Annotated in this window: 16 protein-coding genes; 14 read left to right on the top strand and 2 right to left on the bottom strand. The window is 58.3% G+C overall.

Annotation, left to right across the window (positions count from 1 at the left end; genetic code table 11):
• The first annotated feature begins 2 nt into the window (after window positions 1–2).
• Window positions 3–464: a tryptophan-rich sensory protein TspO gene (gene tspO / locus ASD8599_RS18750; protein WP_108830304.1), complete on the top strand. Its 462-nt coding sequence runs from the start codon at window positions 3–5 to the stop codon at window positions 462–464.
• Window positions 465–524: 60 nt separating this feature from the next.
• Here tspO and crtC read toward each other — a convergent pair whose 3' ends face one another.
• Complete coding sequence (gene crtC / locus ASD8599_RS18745) at window positions 525–1,367, bottom strand: carotenoid 1,2-hydratase (RefSeq protein WP_146188242.1); 843 nt, start codon at window positions 1,365–1,367, stop codon at window positions 525–527.
• A gap of 26 nt (window positions 1,368–1,393) precedes the next feature.
• The gene (crtD, locus tag ASD8599_RS18740) at window positions 1,394–2,935 is read right to left on the bottom strand and encodes a 1-hydroxycarotenoid 3,4-desaturase CrtD (protein WP_108830303.1); all 1,542 of its coding nucleotides are present in this window, start codon (window positions 2,933–2,935) and stop codon (window positions 1,394–1,396) included.
• Window positions 2,936–3,064: 129 nt separating this feature from the next.
• Between crtD and ASD8599_RS18735 the strand changes: the two genes are divergently transcribed.
• From ASD8599_RS18735 to dxs, 13 genes are all read left to right on the top strand, one after another.
• The gene (locus tag ASD8599_RS18735; RefSeq protein ID WP_108830302.1) at window positions 3,065–3,958 is read left to right on the top strand and encodes a polyprenyl synthetase family protein; all 894 of its coding nucleotides are present in this window, start codon (window positions 3,065–3,067) and stop codon (window positions 3,956–3,958) included.
• Window positions 3,955–5,082, top strand: a complete 1,128-nt coding sequence (locus ASD8599_RS18730; protein ID WP_181364565.1) for a methyltransferase — start codon at window positions 3,955–3,957, stop codon at window positions 5,080–5,082. The genes ASD8599_RS18735 and ASD8599_RS18730 overlap by 4 nt, the downstream gene beginning before the upstream one ends.
• Before the next feature lie 136 nt (window positions 5,083–5,218).
• Window positions 5,219–6,154 (top strand): chlorophyll synthesis pathway protein BchC, encoded by a 936-nt coding sequence (gene bchC, locus ASD8599_RS18725; RefSeq protein ID WP_108830301.1) that lies wholly within the window; start codon window positions 5,219–5,221, stop codon window positions 6,152–6,154.
• A gap of 2 nt (window positions 6,155–6,156) precedes the next feature.
• Window positions 6,157–7,158: a chlorophyllide a reductase iron protein subunit X gene (locus tag ASD8599_RS18720; protein ID WP_108830300.1), complete on the top strand. Its 1,002-nt coding sequence runs from the start codon at window positions 6,157–6,159 to the stop codon at window positions 7,156–7,158.
• Entirely contained in the window at window positions 7,155–8,726 is a 1,572-nt protein-coding gene (bchY, locus tag ASD8599_RS18715; protein WP_108830299.1) for a chlorophyllide a reductase subunit Y, read from the top strand. Before ASD8599_RS18720 ends, bchY begins: the two co-directional genes overlap by 4 nt.
• 97 nt (window positions 8,727–8,823) lie before the next feature.
• Entirely contained in the window at window positions 8,824–10,308 is a 1,485-nt protein-coding gene (gene bchZ / locus ASD8599_RS18710; protein ID WP_108830298.1) for a chlorophyllide a reductase subunit Z, read from the top strand.
• On the top strand, window positions 10,305–10,538 hold the full coding sequence (gene pufQ / locus ASD8599_RS18705) for a cytochrome PufQ (RefSeq protein ID WP_108830297.1): 234 nt from the start codon (window positions 10,305–10,307) through the stop codon (window positions 10,536–10,538). Before bchZ ends, pufQ begins: the two co-directional genes overlap by 4 nt.
• A 205-nt stretch (window positions 10,539–10,743) precedes the next feature.
• Window positions 10,744–10,893 (top strand): light-harvesting antenna LH1, beta subunit, encoded by a 150-nt coding sequence (gene pufB, locus ASD8599_RS18700; RefSeq protein ID WP_108830296.1) that lies wholly within the window; start codon window positions 10,744–10,746, stop codon window positions 10,891–10,893.
• A 14-nt stretch (window positions 10,894–10,907) separates the two neighbouring features.
• Window positions 10,908–11,066: a light-harvesting antenna LH1, alpha subunit gene (gene pufA / locus ASD8599_RS18695; RefSeq protein ID WP_108830295.1), complete on the top strand. Its 159-nt coding sequence runs from the start codon at window positions 10,908–10,910 to the stop codon at window positions 11,064–11,066.
• Window positions 11,067–11,235: 169 nt separating this feature from the next.
• Window positions 11,236–12,087 carry a photosynthetic reaction center subunit L gene (gene pufL, locus ASD8599_RS18690; protein WP_108830396.1) on the top strand — a complete coding sequence of 284 codons (852 nt, stop codon included), beginning with the start codon at window positions 11,236–11,238 and terminating at the stop codon, window positions 12,085–12,087.
• 3 nt (window positions 12,088–12,090) lie between these two features.
• Window positions 12,091–13,080, top strand: coding sequence for a photosynthetic reaction center subunit M (gene pufM, locus ASD8599_RS18685; protein ID WP_108830294.1), 990 nt, complete (start codon window positions 12,091–12,093; stop codon window positions 13,078–13,080).
• 3 nt (window positions 13,081–13,083) lie between these two features.
• Window positions 13,084–14,208, top strand: coding sequence for a photosynthetic reaction center cytochrome PufC (pufC, locus tag ASD8599_RS18680; RefSeq protein ID WP_108830293.1), 1,125 nt, complete (start codon window positions 13,084–13,086; stop codon window positions 14,206–14,208).
• A 219-nt stretch (window positions 14,209–14,427) separates the two neighbouring features.
• A complete protein-coding gene (gene dxs / locus ASD8599_RS18675; protein ID WP_108830292.1) occupies window positions 14,428–16,356 on the top strand; it encodes a 1-deoxy-D-xylulose-5-phosphate synthase in 1,929 nt (642 codons plus the stop codon).
• Window positions 16,357–16,363 lie beyond the last annotated feature (7 nt).

Raw genomic sequence — 16,363 nt, 5'->3', positions numbered from 1 at the left:
TTATGTTTTGGCTTCTCTTCACATTGTTTATGGTGGCGTGCTTTAGCGCGGGTGCAACAGGTGGTCTGTTTCCACCGGGCGCTTGGTATCGCGGCTTAAATAAACCGGTTTGGACGCCGCCTGACTGGGTGTTTCCGGTCACGTGGATCACGCTTTACATATGTATGTCTGTGGCGGGGGCCCGTGTGGCACTGGCAGAAGGCAACGGAATTGCGATGGCGTTTTGGTCGATCCAGATTGCGCTGAACGCATTGTGGACACCTGTGTTCTTCGGTTTGCAGAAAATCCGGCTTGGGTTGGCCGTCATCGGGGCGCTGTGGGTCGCCGTATTGCTTGGTATGATTGCGCTCTGGGAGGTTGATACATTGGCGGGGATGTTGTTTGCGCCCTACCTGTTGTGGGTGACGATTGCCGCGGCCTTGAATGCGTCCGTTTGGAAGCTAAACCCTGAGCAAGCCGCCTAACTTCATCTCGCCAAGTAAACCTCTGGGGAGTCTGCAAGACGGGGGCTGGCCCCCTGTAACCTATCCAAACACCCAGTTCCGCCTGCGGGGCACACGCACAGCCAACATTGGTTTCAGCAAAGGGTGGCGAAACCGGGTCAGATCCAAAGCCTCGTGAACGCCAACTGTCTCAACACCGTCCAGTTTCGTCCTTACGGCGGATCGGGAATAGAACGGCGCGTCCAGCATGTTTTGGTGCTGGGTCGGAACATAGCCTGCGTCGCTGCGTGTTTCGCGTTTGACACCCCAAAGGCTACGCTTCATCGCGGCTTTTGGGGGCAGGGGGATTTCACGGGCGGTGCCGTCAGCTTCAAAGGCAAAGCCAGCTGCCAATTCTGAACCATCCAACCGCGTGGCGTCATAAAAACAGGTGGCACCGTTTGCGGTAGGATACCGGCCCCACGTCCAATAGCTGAAATCATCTTCCAAGGCGCGGGTGCCAAAGTTGGCGTCAAAATAGCCTTCGCCGGACCATTTCCAGCCGGGACGGTCAATGTCGACTTCGATGCGTGACTTTGGGGCGAAGGGGCGCCAGACATGCGCACCATCCGGCGTCAAAGGCAATTCGACGCCTGTTACCGCTGAAGGCGTGACACGAATTTGGCCACGCACCCGCGACACCAGAGGGGGGGATGACACTTCGTCGATGTCTATGACAAGCTGGTCGCCGATCCAGCGCATTGACGACGGGCCGACCTCAAGCCGTGACGCGGTCTGGCGCAGGGCAGGGGTGCCGCGATCCGTCATGGTGAAACGTCCGCCGGGGCCATAGGTGGCCACATTGATGCACACGTTGTTTTGCGGGTTTTTGCGCCCCGACCACTTGTACCACGGCGAAAACACCGACCCGATGAACCCGATCACAGACACCGCGCGTGTCCCGCAGTCGCTTAGGCCGTCGACATACCACCAGGCGTAGCCGTTCGGGCAGACGTCGATGTTGAAGTTAGGTCTTTCCAGATCGCCTCGGCCGCGTGCTGCGCGGAGAGCGTCGCCATCGGCACTCCCGCTCCGGGATGTGTCCCGCCCCCGGCCAGATATAACCCGTTCACAGGGGTGTGTGTCGTGGGCCTTTGGAACGCGGCCAGCATCCCGTGGGGCGTTTGGCCGTAGAGTGCGCCCAGACTTGCCGGAAACATCGCGTCGAACATCTGCGGTGTTGTTATGCTGTTCGTGTGTGGCGTCGGACTGAAAGTCAGACCGAAGCCCGCCATCGTCTGAAGTGTCGATTGGTGCCATGTTTCTAGCTCCTGTGGGTCGGTGTCGGCATGGGTCGCCGGTGCGTTTGATATGATCTCGAAGCGTTCCAGGGGGGGTGGGCCCGTGTCTTTGCCGCGATCCATCGCACAGATGTAAAGCGTGCGGCGTTCAGGAACGCGTCCTTGGGCAAGGCTTTGGAATTCTGCTTTCGGGTCGCTGTCAAAGAACACATTGTGATGTGCAAGGTCCGGACCATGTGGCGTCGCGGCAAAGCTGTGAACCCGCGCCGACAGGCTACGTTTCAGCCGTTTGGTTTGTGGCGCGACATTTGCAACATCGGGTCCAAGTTGGCCCGTTGCCAGTGCGCGGGGATCGCCCGCGAACACGGCGCAATCACAAGACAGCCGTTCGCCGCTTTGAAGTTTGATGCCCGTGATAGACCCGTTGTCTGTTTCAATGCTTTGCGTGTGGCAGTTCGTGCGCAGTGTGCCGCCCATGCCTGTAAAACATGCCGCAATCGCTTCGGCCAGTTTGTGCATCCCGCCTTGAACAACCCAGACCCCCGCGGCCTCGGCCTGCCAGATCAGCGACAGGATCGCAGGCGACAGTTGTGGCAAACCGCCCACATAGGTGGCGTAACGCGCAAAAAGCTGCGCAAGTCGCGGATCATCGAAATCTCGGGCAAGACTTTTTGCCAAAGACGACAACGGGGCCATGTCACGGATCAGGCTTGGTTGTTTCAAAACGTGTTTTGTAAGGTTGGCCAGCGTCGGTTTTGGGCTGCGCATCATTGGCGCGTCAAAAGCGGCATACAGCCGTTCGGCTTTGGCACAAAACTTATCAAACTGTTGTGCGGCCTCGGGTCCGGCAAACGCATGCACGGCTGCGCTGCTTTTGTCGGCGTCACTGTGCAGATCCAGCGTGCTGCCATCTGGCCAGAAATGCCGCGCCAGCGTGGTTTGTGAAATAAGCGTCACGTGATCTTCCAGCCGTGTTCCTGCGTTTTGGAATAAATCGTCAAAGACATGTCGCATGGTCAGCACCGTTGGCCCAGCATCAATGGGGCCTGCGTCCGATGCAACCGTGCGCATTTTGCCGCCCACCCAGCTGTGCCGTTCCAGTACCGTCACATCCAGTCCTCGCGCCCGCAACCGCAAAGCAGTTGCAAGCCCTGCGATGCCGGCGCCGATCACGACAGCATGGGGAACAACCATATGGGGTGGCTTGGGCATTGGGGCTCCGGGTTGGGTTGGTGTGAGCTGATTGTTGACTCGTGAGCGCAATGTGTCCAGTATGATTTACACTTTAGTGTCCGAATATCGTGACACATGCATGAAAATGCGCCAGTGAGAGGAGTCCACATGGGCCTGAATACCCGCATCGAAGCCGCGATTTCCAATGCAGTTAAAGTGGGGCAAGCCAAGTTTCCGGACAACTCCGGGGCTGTGCCGCCGCGATTGGCTTCGGCACTGGCCTATGCCACAGCACCGGGTGGCGCACGTATTCGCCCCACCATCCTGACCTCTGTTGCGATGGCTTGTGGTGATGACAAGCCCATGCTGGCCGATGCTGCGGCTTCAGCGCTTGAGCTGATCCACTGCGCGTCCCTTGTGCATGACGACTTGCCTTGCTTTGACGATGCGGACACCCGCCGTGGCAAGCCAACCGTGCATCTGGCCTATTCCGAACCTTTGGCTGTTCTAACGGGCGACAGCCTGATTGTGCTGGCTTTTGAAATTCTGGCCCGTCAATCGTCTCATGCGCCGGACCGGGTTGCGCAAATGATTGTAACATTGGCCCAACGCACTGGCATGCCAGGGGGTATTTGTGCAGGCCAAGGCTGGGAAAGCGAAGCGCAGATTGATCTAAGCGCCTATCATCAGGCCAAGACAGGGGCCTTGTTTATTGCCGCCACCCAGATGGGGGCCATCGCTGCGGGCCAAGAGGCAGAGCCGTGGTTCGAATTAGGCGCGCGCATCGGCGAAGCGTTCCAGGTCGCGGACGATTTGCGGGATGCGTTGTATGACGCCGACACGTTGGGCAAACCTGCAGGGCAAGATGATCTGCACGGCCGTCCCAATGCGGTGACGCTGCTGGGGGTCCAAGGCGCGATCCAGCGTTTGAAAGACATCTTGGGGGGTGCGATTTCATCCATTCCAAGTTGCCCGGGTGAAGCGCAACTGGCTGAAATGGTGCGTATGTATGCGGAACGTCTGACCCCCGTTGTCAGTCCGCAAAGTGTGCCTGGCGAATGACGGCGGACACCCCTGATCTGGGCCAATGGAAAGGCGGTTGGATCAACCGTTTGATTGCGCGCCCGGGCTTTCAAAGCTGGGCAAGCAAGTTTCCCTTGACCCGTGGCTTCGCGCGGCGTGACGGCGCGGTGTTGTTCGATGTGGTGCAGGGGTTTGTTCAAAGTCAGGTTCTGATGGCTTTGGTCGAGATGGATATTTTCAAGCGCCTGCGCGCAGGGCCAATGTCGCCCGAGGTTTTGGGGCAGGCTTTGAATGTGGCCCCCGACCGGATGGAGATTGTGCTGCAGGCGGGGGCGGCGTTGAACCTGCTGACACGCAAACGCGACGATCGCTTTGCGCTGGCGCGTCGGGGTGCGGCCTTGATGGGTGTGCCGGGTCTTGAGGCGATGATCCGCCACCACAAAGCCTTCTACCGTGATCTTGAGGATCCGGTGGCTTTGTTGCGCGGTCCCGACCAGACAGAGCTGTCGCAATTTTGGCCCTATGTGTTTGGGGCAGCCAGCGCAGAAGACCCCGAGGTGGCACGCACCTATTCCGACCTTATGGCGCAAAGCCAAAAGCTGGTGGCTGAAGACACGCTGCGCATGACATCTTTCAAAGGCATCGCCACCTTGCTGGACGTGGGGGGCGGCACGGGCGCATTTTTGGAAGCCGTCGGGCAGGCGCATACGGGTTTTGATTTGCAGCTGTTCGATTTGCCTGCCGTCGTCCCCGATGCGCAGGCCCGTTTTGATGCGGCAGGGTTGGCGGATCGCGTGACGCTTTATGCGGGGTCTTTTCGGGACGACGCGTTGCCAACGGGCGCTGATGCAATTTCGTTGATCCGCGTTTTGTATGACCATTCTGACGATACGGTGCGCAGTTTATTGCACAAAGTATACGCGGCGTTGCCTGCGGGCGGGCGGTTAATTGTGTCAGAGCCGATGGGCGGCGGCGCAAAGCCTGACCGGTCCGGCGATGTTTACTTTGCTTTCTACACATTGGCGATGCAAACCGGACGCACCCGTTCCCCCCAACAGATTGAGGCGCTTTGCCGTGACGCAGGCTTTGAAAACATCCAAAGCCCGACGCCCGCCCGTCCTTTTGTGACGCGTGTTTTGACCGCGCAAAAACCACTGTTGTAAAATTTACCTGACACAAAAGTGTCTAAACTAATTGACACATGGCTGTGTCCACTTAGAATGACACTCACACAATGTCGCACCCCCTGAGTCTGTCTTGGGAAAACGTGCCGCTTCATTATCGCCTTGGGAGGCTTACTTGGAAACCACCGCCGTTCTTCTGAAAGGTCCACGTGATCTAGAGGTCGAGACCCTCGCGTTGAATGCGCCGGGTGTGGGTGATCTGGTGGTGGACGTCACGCATTCCGGCATTTCCACAGGCACCGAGAAACTGTTCTGGACAGGCGATATGCCGCCATTTCCGGGCATGGGGTATCCTTTGGTGCCGGGGTATGAGGCTGCAGGCGAAGTGGTCGAGGCCGGTGCCTTGACCGGCTACAAGCCGGGCGACCGCGTGTTTGTGCCGGGTGCCAATTGCTTTGACGGGGCCTTCGGATTGTTCGGCGGCGCGTCCAATCGTTTGGTCACTGATTCTGAACGCGTCACGCGCATTGACCCCGCTTTGAAAGAAGAAGGGGCTTTGCTGGCCCTAGCCGCCACTGCCCGCCATGCGATGGCTGGCATGAACAAAGCCGTTCCAGACCTGATTGTGGGTCACGGTGTTTTGGGCCGCCTGCTTGCGCGCCTGACAATTGCTTCGGGTGCTCCTGCGCCAACGGTTTGGGAAATTGACGAAAGCCGTCAAGCGGGTGCAACCGGCTACGAGGTTGTGCATCCCGACGCCGACACGCGCCGCGATTACACATCTATTTATGACGCGTCCGGTCAGGCGCATCTGCTGAACGATTTGGTGGGCCGAATCGTCAAGGGTGGTGAAATCGTTTTGGCCGGGTTCTATGCCGCGCCTTTGTCGTTTGCCTTTCCGCCGGCCTTCATGAAAGAGGCGCGCTTTCGCATCGCAGCCGAATGGACCCGCGACGATTTGATGGCGACACGCGCCCTCGTCGAAAGCGGCACGTTGTCCTTGAGCGGCCTCATCACACATCAAACAAACGCAGCCCAAGCGGCGGCGGCTTATAGCCAGGCGTTCACCGATCCCGCCTGTCTCAAAATGATTTTGAACTGGGAGCACTAGTCGTGAAAGATGAAGTACCAAATCTGAAAGATTTCGATCAGCGTCTGCGTGATGAAGCTCACGAGGACTTGGCGGATATCATCGCCGAAGAACCCACAAGCAAAACCCAGATCATCGCGATCTATGGCAAAGGCGGCATTGGCAAATCCTTTACGCTGGCCAACCTCAGCCACATGATGGCCGAACAAGGCAAACGCGTTTTGCTGATTGGTTGCGACCCGAAATCCGACACCACATCGTTGCTGTTTGGCGGCAAAGCCTGCCCGACCATTATTGAGACCTCGACCCGCAAGAAACTGGCGGGCGAAGAAGTTGCGATTGGCGATGTGTGCTTCAAGCGCGGCGGCGTCTTCGCGATGGAGCTTGGCGGACCAGAGGTTGGTCGCGGTTGTGGCGGACGTGGCATTATCCACGGGTTTGAACTGCTGGAAAAGCTGGGCTTTCACGATTGGGACTTTGACTACGTTCTTTTGGATTTCCTTGGCGACGTTGTCTGTGGCGGCTTTGGCCTGCCCATCGCGCGTGACATGGCGCAAAAGGTGATTCTGGTCGCCTCCAACGATTTGCAGTCTTTGTATGTGGCAAACAACGTCTGTTCCGCGGTTGAATATTTCCGCAAGCTGGGCGGCAACGTGGGCGTCGCAGGCTTGGTCATCAACAAGGATGACGGATCGGGCGAGGCGCAGGCCTTTGCCGAAGCGGTCGATATTCCGGTGCTGGCGTCCATCCCGCAGAACGATGATCTGCGTAAGAAATCCGCGAACTATCAAATTGTTGGTACGGCTGAATCTGAATGGGGTGCGCTGTTTGCCGCCCTTGGTGACAATGTCGCCGTGGCCCCGCCCGTGCGCCCGACGCCTTTGGATCAAGACGCGTTGCTGAACCTGTTTGATGCGTCTGAAACGGGCGGTGATGTGGTTCTGGAACCAGCCACCGACATGGACATGCGCGGCAAAAACGCTGAGCCGAAGCCGTCCCTCGAAGTTGTGTACGACGACGCATGAGTGATGAAGTCACATATGACGCCGCCGATGCGGTTGAGGTCACGACGGGGCACCCGCGTGAGGCTGAGATGCCTGCGCCAAGCGGTGCGCCTGTCGATGGTCTCGGCTGTCACTCTGGTTCGGAAATGGAAAAGGCCGCGCGTATGGCGGGCAATTCCGAGATGCTGGACAAGTTCGCCGCTGACTATCCGCAAGGCCCCCATGACAAGCCGCAATCCATGTGCCCTGCTTTCGGGTCTTTGCGTGTTGGGTTACGGATGCGCCGCACGGCGACGGTTTTGTCCGGCTCGGCCTGCTGCGTTTATGGTCTGACGTTCGTGTCCCATTTCTACGGCGCGCGCCGCTCTGTTGGCTATGTGCCGTTCAACTCCGAAACTCTGGTCACCGGCAAGCTGTTTGAGGATATCCGCGAAAGCGTGCATGATCTGGCCGACCCTGAAAAATATGACGCGATCGTTGTGACCAATCTTTGCGTCCCGACCGCGTCCGGTGTGCCCCTGCGTTTGCTGCCGCGTGAGATTGATGGCGTGCGGATTGTGGGCATTGATGTGCCGGGTTTTGGGATTCCCACCCACGCCGAAGCCAAGGACGTGCTGGCCGGTGCCATGCTGAAATACGCCCGCGAAGAGGTTGAGGCGGGGCCTGTGGCATCGCCTGCTGCTGGCAAATCCGATCGCCCGACTGTGGCGCTTTTGGGTGAAATGTTTCCGGCTGATCCGATGATGATCGGCGCGATGCTGGCCCCCATGGGTTTGGCGGCGGGGCCTGTTGTGCCGTGCCGTGAGTGGCGTGAATTGTATTCCGCGCTTGATAGTTCTGTCGTGGCGGCGATCCATCCGTTTTACACGGCCTCTGTGCGCGAATTTCAGGCCGCTGGCCGCCCTGTTGTTGGGTCTGCGCCCGTTGGCGTTGATGGCACAGCGGCGTGGTTGAAGGGTATCGGCGAGGCGCATGGCTGTACTGCGGATCAGATCGCTGCTGCGCAAAACGCGTTTTTGCCAGCGATCAAATCCGCCCTTGAGGGGGCCAAGATTGACGGCACGATTACACTGTCGGGCTATGAAGGCTCTGAATTGCTGGTTGCCCGTTTGATGATCGAAAGCGGGGCCAATGTGCCTTATGTGGGCACTGCCTGTCCCAAGACACCTTGGAACGCAGATGATTGTGCGTGGCTTGAGGCCAAGGGTGTGAAGGTGAAATTCCGCGCCTCTTTGGAAGATGATTGCGCGGCGATGGAAGCGGTGCAGCCTGATCTGGCGATTGGCACGACGCCTGTTGTGCAAAAGGCCAAAGAGCTGGGCATTCCGGGTCTCTATTTCACCAACCTGATTTCTGCGCGGCCTTTGATGGGGCCTGCGGGGGCGGGATCGTTGGCTCAGGTCGTGAATGCGGCGATTGGGAACAAAGATCGTATGGCCCATATGAAAGCGTTTTTTGAAGGCGTCGGGTCTGGCGATACTGCGGGTGTCTGGGAAGGCGCGCCGAATGTGCGGCCTGATTTCCGTGCTCAGAATGCCAAGAAGATTGAGCGTCAGCGTAAAGCGGCAGCTGCGGCGGATATGATTTGATGGGTGTGTTTGGATCATATGTTGATTTTGGGGCTCTGCCCCCGGCCTGCGGCCTCCCCCGAGGTATTTTGGCCAAGATGAAGTGTGGGGGTGGTTCATGCTTGTGATGGATCATGATCGGGCTGGTGGGTACTGGGGTGCTGTTTATGCGTTCTGTGCCGTCAAAGGGTTGCAGTGTGTCATTGATGGTCCTGTGGGTTGCGAGAACCTGCCGGTGACGTCTGTTTTGCATTACACGGATGCCTTGCCGCCCCATGAGTTGCCGATTGTGACGACGGGATTGGGTGAGGAAGAATTGGGTCGTGATGGCACCGAGGGCGCGATGAAGCGCGCCTGGGGCACGCTTGATCCGGCCTTGCCTGCGGTTGTTGTGACGGGGTCCATTGCCGAGATGATCGGTGGCGGCGTCACGCCCATGGGCACCAATATTCAAAGGTTTCTGCCACGCACCATTGATGAAGATCAGTGGGAAGCGGCGGATCGTGCCATGACCTGGATCTTTACCGAGTTTGGCATGACGAAAGGGCGCATGCCGCCCGAGAAAAAACGCGAGGAAGGTGCGCGTCCTCGCGTGAATATCCTTGGTCCGATGTATGGCACGTTCAACATGCCATCCGATCTGGCCGAGATACGGCGGCTGGTCGAAGGGATCGGCTGCGAGGTCAACATGGTGATGCCGCTTGGCGCCCATGTGGCCGAAATGAGAGATCTGGTAAATGCCGATGTGAACATCTGCATGTACCGCGAGTTCGGGCGTGGATTGTGTGAGCTTCTTGCCAAGCCATACTTGCAAGCCCCGATAGGGATCGAGAGCACTACCAAGTTCCTGCGCGCACTGGGGGATTTGGTGGGCCTCGATCCCGAACCTTTTATCGAGACCGAGAAACATTCGACCATTAAACCGGTTTGGGATTTGTGGCGCTCTGTCACGCAGGACTTCTTTGCCACCGCGTCTTTTGCGATTGTGGCCAACGAGACCTACGCCCGTGGCATTCGCCAGTTTCTTGAAGACGACATGGGCCTGCCTTGCGCCTTTGCCGTGGCCCGTGTTGCGGGCAAGAAGACCAACAACGAAGAGGTCCGCGCGATGATGGGGCAGAAACGCCCGCTGATCGTGATGGGGTCTATCAACGAGAAAATGTATCTGGCTGAGCTTAAGGCAGGTTTCGGCCCAGCCCCTGCGTTTATTCCGGCGTCCTTTCCGGGGGCTGCGATCCGTCGCGCCACAGGCACGCCATTCATGGGATATGCGGGGGCGACTTATATGGTGCAGGAAGTGTGCAACGGGCTGTTTGATGCCCTGTTCCACATCTTGCCTTTGGCCTCTGAAATGGATGCGGCTGAAGCCACCCCAACGACCCTGCGTCGCGACTTCCCTTGGGATGCCGACGCTCAAGACATGCTGGACCACATTGTGGAACAGCATCCGATCCTGACCCGAATTTCCGCGGCAAAAACCCTGCGCGATGCGGCTGAGCAAGCAGCCCTCGCGAATGGTGCGGAACGTGTGGTTTTGGAAACTGTGCGCGCATTGGATCCGGGGCTTGCCGGATCACAACCAACTGGAGGAGAGACGACATGAGCGATCTGACGTCCAATACCCCGATGGAGCAGTCCGCTGCCCCGAAACGGAATGCGCAAAAGACCGAGTTCATGGTCTATTTTGCCGTGATCTTTGTGGCGACTTTGCCGCTGGCCTGCCTGACATGGGCGCTGGCCGCGTTTAAGTCCCGGTCGTTCACGGACAAAGGCCCGATGGCCCGTGCCTGGACCCAAGCCCGCATCATAACGCCTATGATTTTTTCGCGGTGACCCGCGAGCACACTTACAGTGTGACGATGATTTTCTCGCGCTAACGCGCGCGATCCTCATCCCCGAAATTCCTGACTTGTGTGCGCCTGTTGGGAACACGAACTGGACGTCTGGCAACAGGCGGACAGAGCCCCGAGGGGGGAGACCCCTAAAGGACCCGGCCGCGGGGTGCGCGGCGTCAGCATAACCTCCCGGAGGAATAATTATGGCTGATAATACAAACCTGTCTTTCACAGGTCTCACAGACGAACAGGCGCAAGAATTGCATTCTGTCTACATGAGCGGGCTCTGGCTGTTTACAGCAGTTGCCGTGGTTGCTCATTTGGCAGTCTTCATTTGGCGCCCGTGGTTCTAAGGAGGGATTGATAAATGGCAAAGTTCTACAAAGTCTGGCTCATTTTTGATCCACGCCGTGTGTTTGTCGCACAAGGCGTTTTCCTGTTCCTGCTGGCAGCGATGATTCACCTCGTCCTGCTGAGCACAGAGCACTTCAACTGGTTCGAACTGGCAGCGCAGAACGCGCAGTAAGTTCAAAAGGCGTGCCTTTCGGGGCATGCGCTTGAACCGGTGATCCAAGGAAAGCCAAAGCAAAGCTGCGGGCGAGGCGCATGTCGCGACGCCCGCAGCAAACCAATCATTTGTTATGACGGCAGCCGTCCCATTCGGGGCACAAGCCACCAATTGCGGAGACATGAAGATGGCGTTGCTCAGCTTCGAAAGAAAATATCGCGTCCGCGGAGGGACGTTGGTCGGCGGTGATCTGTTCGACTTTTGGGTAGGTCCATTTTATGTCGGCTTCTTTGGGGTCACGACTGCCTTTTTCGCCTTGTTAGGCACCATTTTGATCTTCTGGGGCGCCTCGCAGCAGGGCACCTTTAATCCGTGGCTGATCAACATCGCGCCGCCGGACCTCAGCTACGGTTTGGGCATGGCCCCCTTGTTGGAAGGCGGTTTGTGGCAGATCATCACCTTCTGTGCCACCGGCGCTTTCATCAGCTGGGCGCTGCGCGAGGTCGAAATCTGTCGCAAGCTAGGCATGGGCTATCATGTGCCTGCCGGATTTGCCTTTGCCATTCTGGCCTATGTCACGCTGGTCATTTTCCGCCCCCTTCTGATGGGCGCATGGGGTCACGGTTTCCCTTACGGGATTTTCAGCCACCTCGATTGGGTCAGCAACACAGGCTACGCCTATTTGCACTTCCATTATAACCCGGCCCACATGCTGGCGGTGACCTTGTTCTTCACCACCACATTGGCGCTGGCTTTGCACGGTGCGTTGATCTTGTCCGCCGCCAACCCCGAAGAGGGCGAAGAGGCCAAAACCCCCGATCACGAAGACACGTTTTTCCGCGACTACATCGGCTATTCCATCGGCACGCTGGGCATCCACCGCGTTGGCTATCTGTTGGCTTTGAACGCCGTGTTCTTTTCTGCCGTGTGCATCATCATCTCTGGTCCGGTCTGGACCGCTGGCTGGCCCGAGTGGTGGAACTGGTGGTTGGACATGCCAATCTGGGGCGCGGACCCCATGCCTGTAGGAGGACTGTGATCCATGTTTAATACCTATCAAAACATCTTCAATCAGGTGCTGGTCCAGGGCAATCCCGAATGGGGCATGGATGACAGCGGCGAGTTGATGCAGGAACGCACGCTTAAGCCTTTCTTCTCGCGCCTTGCCGGCTTCATCGGCAACGCCCAAATCGGGCCGGTCAATGCAAACATGTACGGGATCATTTCCTGCGTGTGCTTTATGATCTGGTTCAACATCGTTGGCTTTTCCTTTTTGGTTCAGGTCGACTGGTCTGTGCCTGAACTGCTGCGCCAGTTGTTCTGGCTGGCGTTGGAACCCCCCGGTCCCGAATACGGGCTGAGCATGCCACCCTTGAACGACGGCGGTGCCTTCATCATCGCGGGCATGTTCTTTCTGGTGGGTTGCGTCACATGGTGGTTGCGCACCTATCAATTGGCGCAACAGCACAAGATGGGCAAACATGTGGCTTGGGCCTTTGCCGCGCTGCTGTTCCTGATCCTTGTGCTTGGTTTGATCCGTCCCGTGCTGATGGGCAGTTGGTCAGAGGCGGTGCCCTACGGCATCTTCCCGCACCTTGATTGGACCACCGCGTTTTCGATCCGCTACGGCAACCTTTATTACAACCCGTTCCACTGTCTTTCGATTGTGTTCCTTTATGGCTCTGTCCTGCTGTTTGCGATGCACGGCGGCACTATTCTGGCCGTCACGCGTTACGGCGGCGACCGCGAGTTGGAGCAGATCTATGACCGTGGCACGGCCACCGAACGCGCGGCCTTGTTCTGGCGCTGGACCATGGGGTTCAACGCCACCATGGAAGGCATCCACCGCTGGGCCTGGTGGTTCGCGGTTTTGACCCCGATCACCGGCGGCATCGGCATCCTGCTGACAGGCACCGTCGTCGACAACTGGTTCATCTGGGCGCAAGAACACAACTTTGCACCAATGTATGACGGCTCATACGGCTACGAGGACTACGGATCTTACGAAGCCTTCATCGGGAAGGAGGACTAAGCGATGTTTCCCAAGTGGTTTGACAAATGGAACGCCGACAATCCCACCAACATCTTTGGCCCCGCCATTGCGGTGGGGGCGGTGGGCTGCGCCATCTTTGCGGCAGCTCTGATCGTGACATGGGGCAACCCGGCCCAGACAACCAGCATGCAGACGGGCCCGCGCGGCACGGGCATGTCGGTGCCGGAGTTCAACGTGGCTTTGGCCAAGGCAGATCCCGACATCGAAAACTTCGACACCGAGGACACGCCGTATGTGCCTGAAGGTGGTGAGGAACTGGCGAAAGATATCTATCAGAATGTGCAGGTGCTGGGCGATCTGACTGATGACAATTTCAACCGTCTGATGGCCGCCATGACGCAATGGGTCGCACCGGAAGAAGGCTGTGCCTATTGCCACGGCGACGTGGACCTTGAGGATTATGGCAACGACGATCTTTACACCAAAGTCGTGTCGCGCCGCATGATCGAGATGACGCAAGCCATCAACGAAGAATGGGACGGCCACGTCAACGCCAACAAGGAAGTCGGCGTGACATGCTACACCTGCCACCGCGGCGAACATGTGCCATCCAACATCTGGTTCCGCATCTCGCCCGTGAACGCCAAGACGGCAGGCTGGTCCGCCAACCAGAACCGCGCCACGTCGCTGAGCCAATCGACGTCATTGCCGTCGGACGCTTTGGAAAAATACCTGCTTGAGGAAGAAACCATCGCGGTTCACAGCCTCGACAGCCGTGAAGCGGGTGTGCCGGGTCAAGATGGTTACGCCAGCATCCAAGACACCGAACGCACGTATTCCTTGATGAATTACTTTGCGAACTCACTCGGCGTGAACTGCGTGTTCTGTCACAACTCCCGCGCCTTTTACGATGGTGGCCAAGTCACACCGCAGTGGGGCACGGCGTCTTTGGGCATCTTGATGGTGCAGGAAATCAACAACGATTACCTTGTGCCGTTGAAAGACACATACCCGGCAAACCGTCTTGGCCCGATCTATGCGGATGCGCCCAAAGCGGCCTGCAAGACTTGCCACAAGGGCTACCAACAGCCTTTGCAGGGTCTGAATGTGATCGAAAACTATCCGGAGCTGGCCTCGTCAGAGCCACCTGAGTACGCGGAAGAATAAGACTTTCGCGGGCGGCCTTTCCGGGCTTGCCCGCGATGCCAGGCACGGATCATTGGCTTCCTTGATCCGGGCAGCGGGGCTCAACACCCCGGTTCCCTTCCTGTTGGCTACAGGAACCTGGCGCTGCATCTTTGGAAACACGGGTGCAGCGCCTTTTTATTTCTGACCTCGATACGACGCGGGCAAGGCGTCAGAGGTCTAACAGATTGGATGTGCGCTATGACAAATTCCCCAATTCTAGACCGTGTTGCCGGACCCCGCGATATGCGCGGGCTGACCGATCCGCAACTGCGGACCCTCGCGGATGAAGTGCGCTGCGAAGTGGTGCAGGCCGTGTCCGAAACAGGGGGGCATTTGGGGTCTTCTTTGGGGGTTGTGGAACTGACGGTTGCCATCCACGCGGTCTTTGACACGCCCCGCGACAAGTTGATCTGGGACGTGGGGCACCAGTGTTACCCGCATAAAATCCTGACAGGCCGACGCGATCGCATGAACACTCTACGTCAAAAGGGGGGCCTAAGCGGTTTCACCAAACGCAGTGAATCCGAATACGATCCTTTTGGCGCGGCGCATTCCTCGACGTCCATTTCTGCAGCATTGGGGTTCGCTGTGGGTCGCGATCTGGGCCAGGCGACAGGCGATGCCATTGCGGTCATCGGCGACGGATCGATCAGCGCGGGCATGGCCTATGAGGCAATGAACAACGCCGGGGCCGAAGGGCGCCGCCTGTTCGTGATCCTGAACGACAATGAAATGAGCATCGCTCCGCCAGTGGGTGCGATGTCGGGCTATCTGTCCAGCCTGTCCGAACGAGGCCCCCTTGCGGGCCTGCGCGCTGTGGCAGAAGGGGTCGAATCCGCACTACCCAAACCGGTGCGTGATGGCGCACGCCGCGCGCGTGAAATGGTGACGGGTCTGGAAAGCCGTGGCACGTTCTTTGAGGAACTTGGATTTGACTACATCGGCCCGATAGACGGACACGATATGGATCAGCTGCTGCAAGTGCTACGCGCCGCGCGAAGCCGCGCAACAGGGCCGGTTTTGATTCACGCCTGCACGGTCAAAGGCAAAGGCTATGCCCCAGCGGAAGGATCGGCCGACAAATACCACGGCGTTGCGAAATTTGATGTGGCCAGCGGTGTTCAGAAAAAAACCAAAAGCAATGTGCCATCCTACACCAGCGTCTTTGGCGAGGCACTGACCGACGAAGCATCGCGGGACGTGGCGATTGTGGGGGTCACTGCCGCGATGCCGTCGGGCACAGGGATCAACATTTTGCAGGACCGCTTTCCGGCACGTGTGTTTGATGTTGGCATCGCCGAACAGCATGCTGTGACCTTTGCCGCAGGGATGGCGGCGTCCGGTTTGAAACCCTTTTGTGCGATTTATTCCAGTTTCTTGCAGCGCGGTTATGACCAGATTGTGCATGACGTGGCATTGCAAAATCTGCCTGTGCGTTTTGCTTTGGATCGTGCCGGATTGGTGGGCGCGGATGGCCCGACGCATGCGGGGGCTTTTGATGTGGGGTTCTTGGCCAGTTTGCCCAATATGGTTGTGATGGCTGCCGCAGATGAGGCAGAGCTGACGCACATGGTGGCCACGGCTGCGGCGCATGACAGCGGGCCGATTGCGTTCCGGTATCCGCGTGGCAACGGCACAGGGGTCGAGCGCCCCGAACGGGGTCAGGTTCTTGAGATTGGCAAAGGCCGCATGATCCGCGAAGGAGGTTCCGACGTGGCCTTGTTGGCGCTTGGCACATCGTTGCAGGATTGTGAGGCGGCGGCAGATGCGCTGGAGGCAGACGGGATTTCGGTCAGCGTCGCCGACGCCCGCTTTGCCAAGCCTTTGGACATGCGTTTGATTGGCGAACTTGCGGGAACGCACCGGACGTTGATTACTGTAGAACAGGGCGCCATGGGCGGCTTCGGTGCGATGGTGTTGCAAGCCATGGCGGGGGCGGGGATGCTGGACAAGGGGTTGCAGGTGCGCACCATGCACTTGCCGGACCGTTACATTGATCAGGCCAGCCCGGACGAGATGTATGCAGACGCAGGTCTGACAGCGGACGACATCGTGAACAAAGTGCTTGAGACTCTGGGTCACAAAACCGATGTGGTGGATTTGGCCTCTGTGCTCCGAAAAACGTGAGGGTAGC

This window comes from Ascidiaceihabitans donghaensis (assembly GCF_900302465.1).
GTDB classification, from domain to species: domain Bacteria; phylum Pseudomonadota; class Alphaproteobacteria; order Rhodobacterales; family Rhodobacteraceae; genus Ascidiaceihabitans; species Ascidiaceihabitans donghaensis.
Note: the sequence above shows the minus strand (reverse complement) of the source record. Positions and strands in the feature narration are given on the sequence as shown.

Coding starts and splice junctions, on each gene's coding strand:
- tspO (WP_108830304.1), top strand. CDS start 3: ATGTTTTGGCTTCTCTTCACATTGTTTATGGTGGCGTGCTTTAGCGCG.
- crtD (WP_108830303.1), bottom strand. CDS start 2,935: ATGCCCAAGCCACCCCATATGGTTGTTCCCCATGCTGTCGTGATCGGC.
- ASD8599_RS18735 (WP_108830302.1), top strand. CDS start 3,065: ATGGGCCTGAATACCCGCATCGAAGCCGCGATTTCCAATGCAGTTAAA.
- ASD8599_RS18730 (WP_181364565.1), top strand. CDS start 3,955: ATGACGGCGGACACCCCTGATCTGGGCCAATGGAAAGGCGGTTGGATC.
- bchY (WP_108830299.1), top strand. CDS start 7,155: ATGAGTGATGAAGTCACATATGACGCCGCCGATGCGGTTGAGGTCACG.
- bchZ (WP_108830298.1), top strand. CDS start 8,824: ATGCTTGTGATGGATCATGATCGGGCTGGTGGGTACTGGGGTGCTGTT.
- pufQ (WP_108830297.1), top strand. CDS start 10,305: ATGAGCGATCTGACGTCCAATACCCCGATGGAGCAGTCCGCTGCCCCG.
- pufB (WP_108830296.1), top strand. CDS start 10,744: ATGGCTGATAATACAAACCTGTCTTTCACAGGTCTCACAGACGAACAG.
- pufA (WP_108830295.1), top strand. CDS start 10,908: ATGGCAAAGTTCTACAAAGTCTGGCTCATTTTTGATCCACGCCGTGTG.
- pufL (WP_108830396.1), top strand. CDS start 11,236: ATGGCGTTGCTCAGCTTCGAAAGAAAATATCGCGTCCGCGGAGGGACG.
- pufM (WP_108830294.1), top strand. CDS start 12,091: ATGTTTAATACCTATCAAAACATCTTCAATCAGGTGCTGGTCCAGGGC.
- pufC (WP_108830293.1), top strand. CDS start 13,084: ATGTTTCCCAAGTGGTTTGACAAATGGAACGCCGACAATCCCACCAAC.
- dxs (WP_108830292.1), top strand. CDS start 14,428: ATGACAAATTCCCCAATTCTAGACCGTGTTGCCGGACCCCGCGATATG.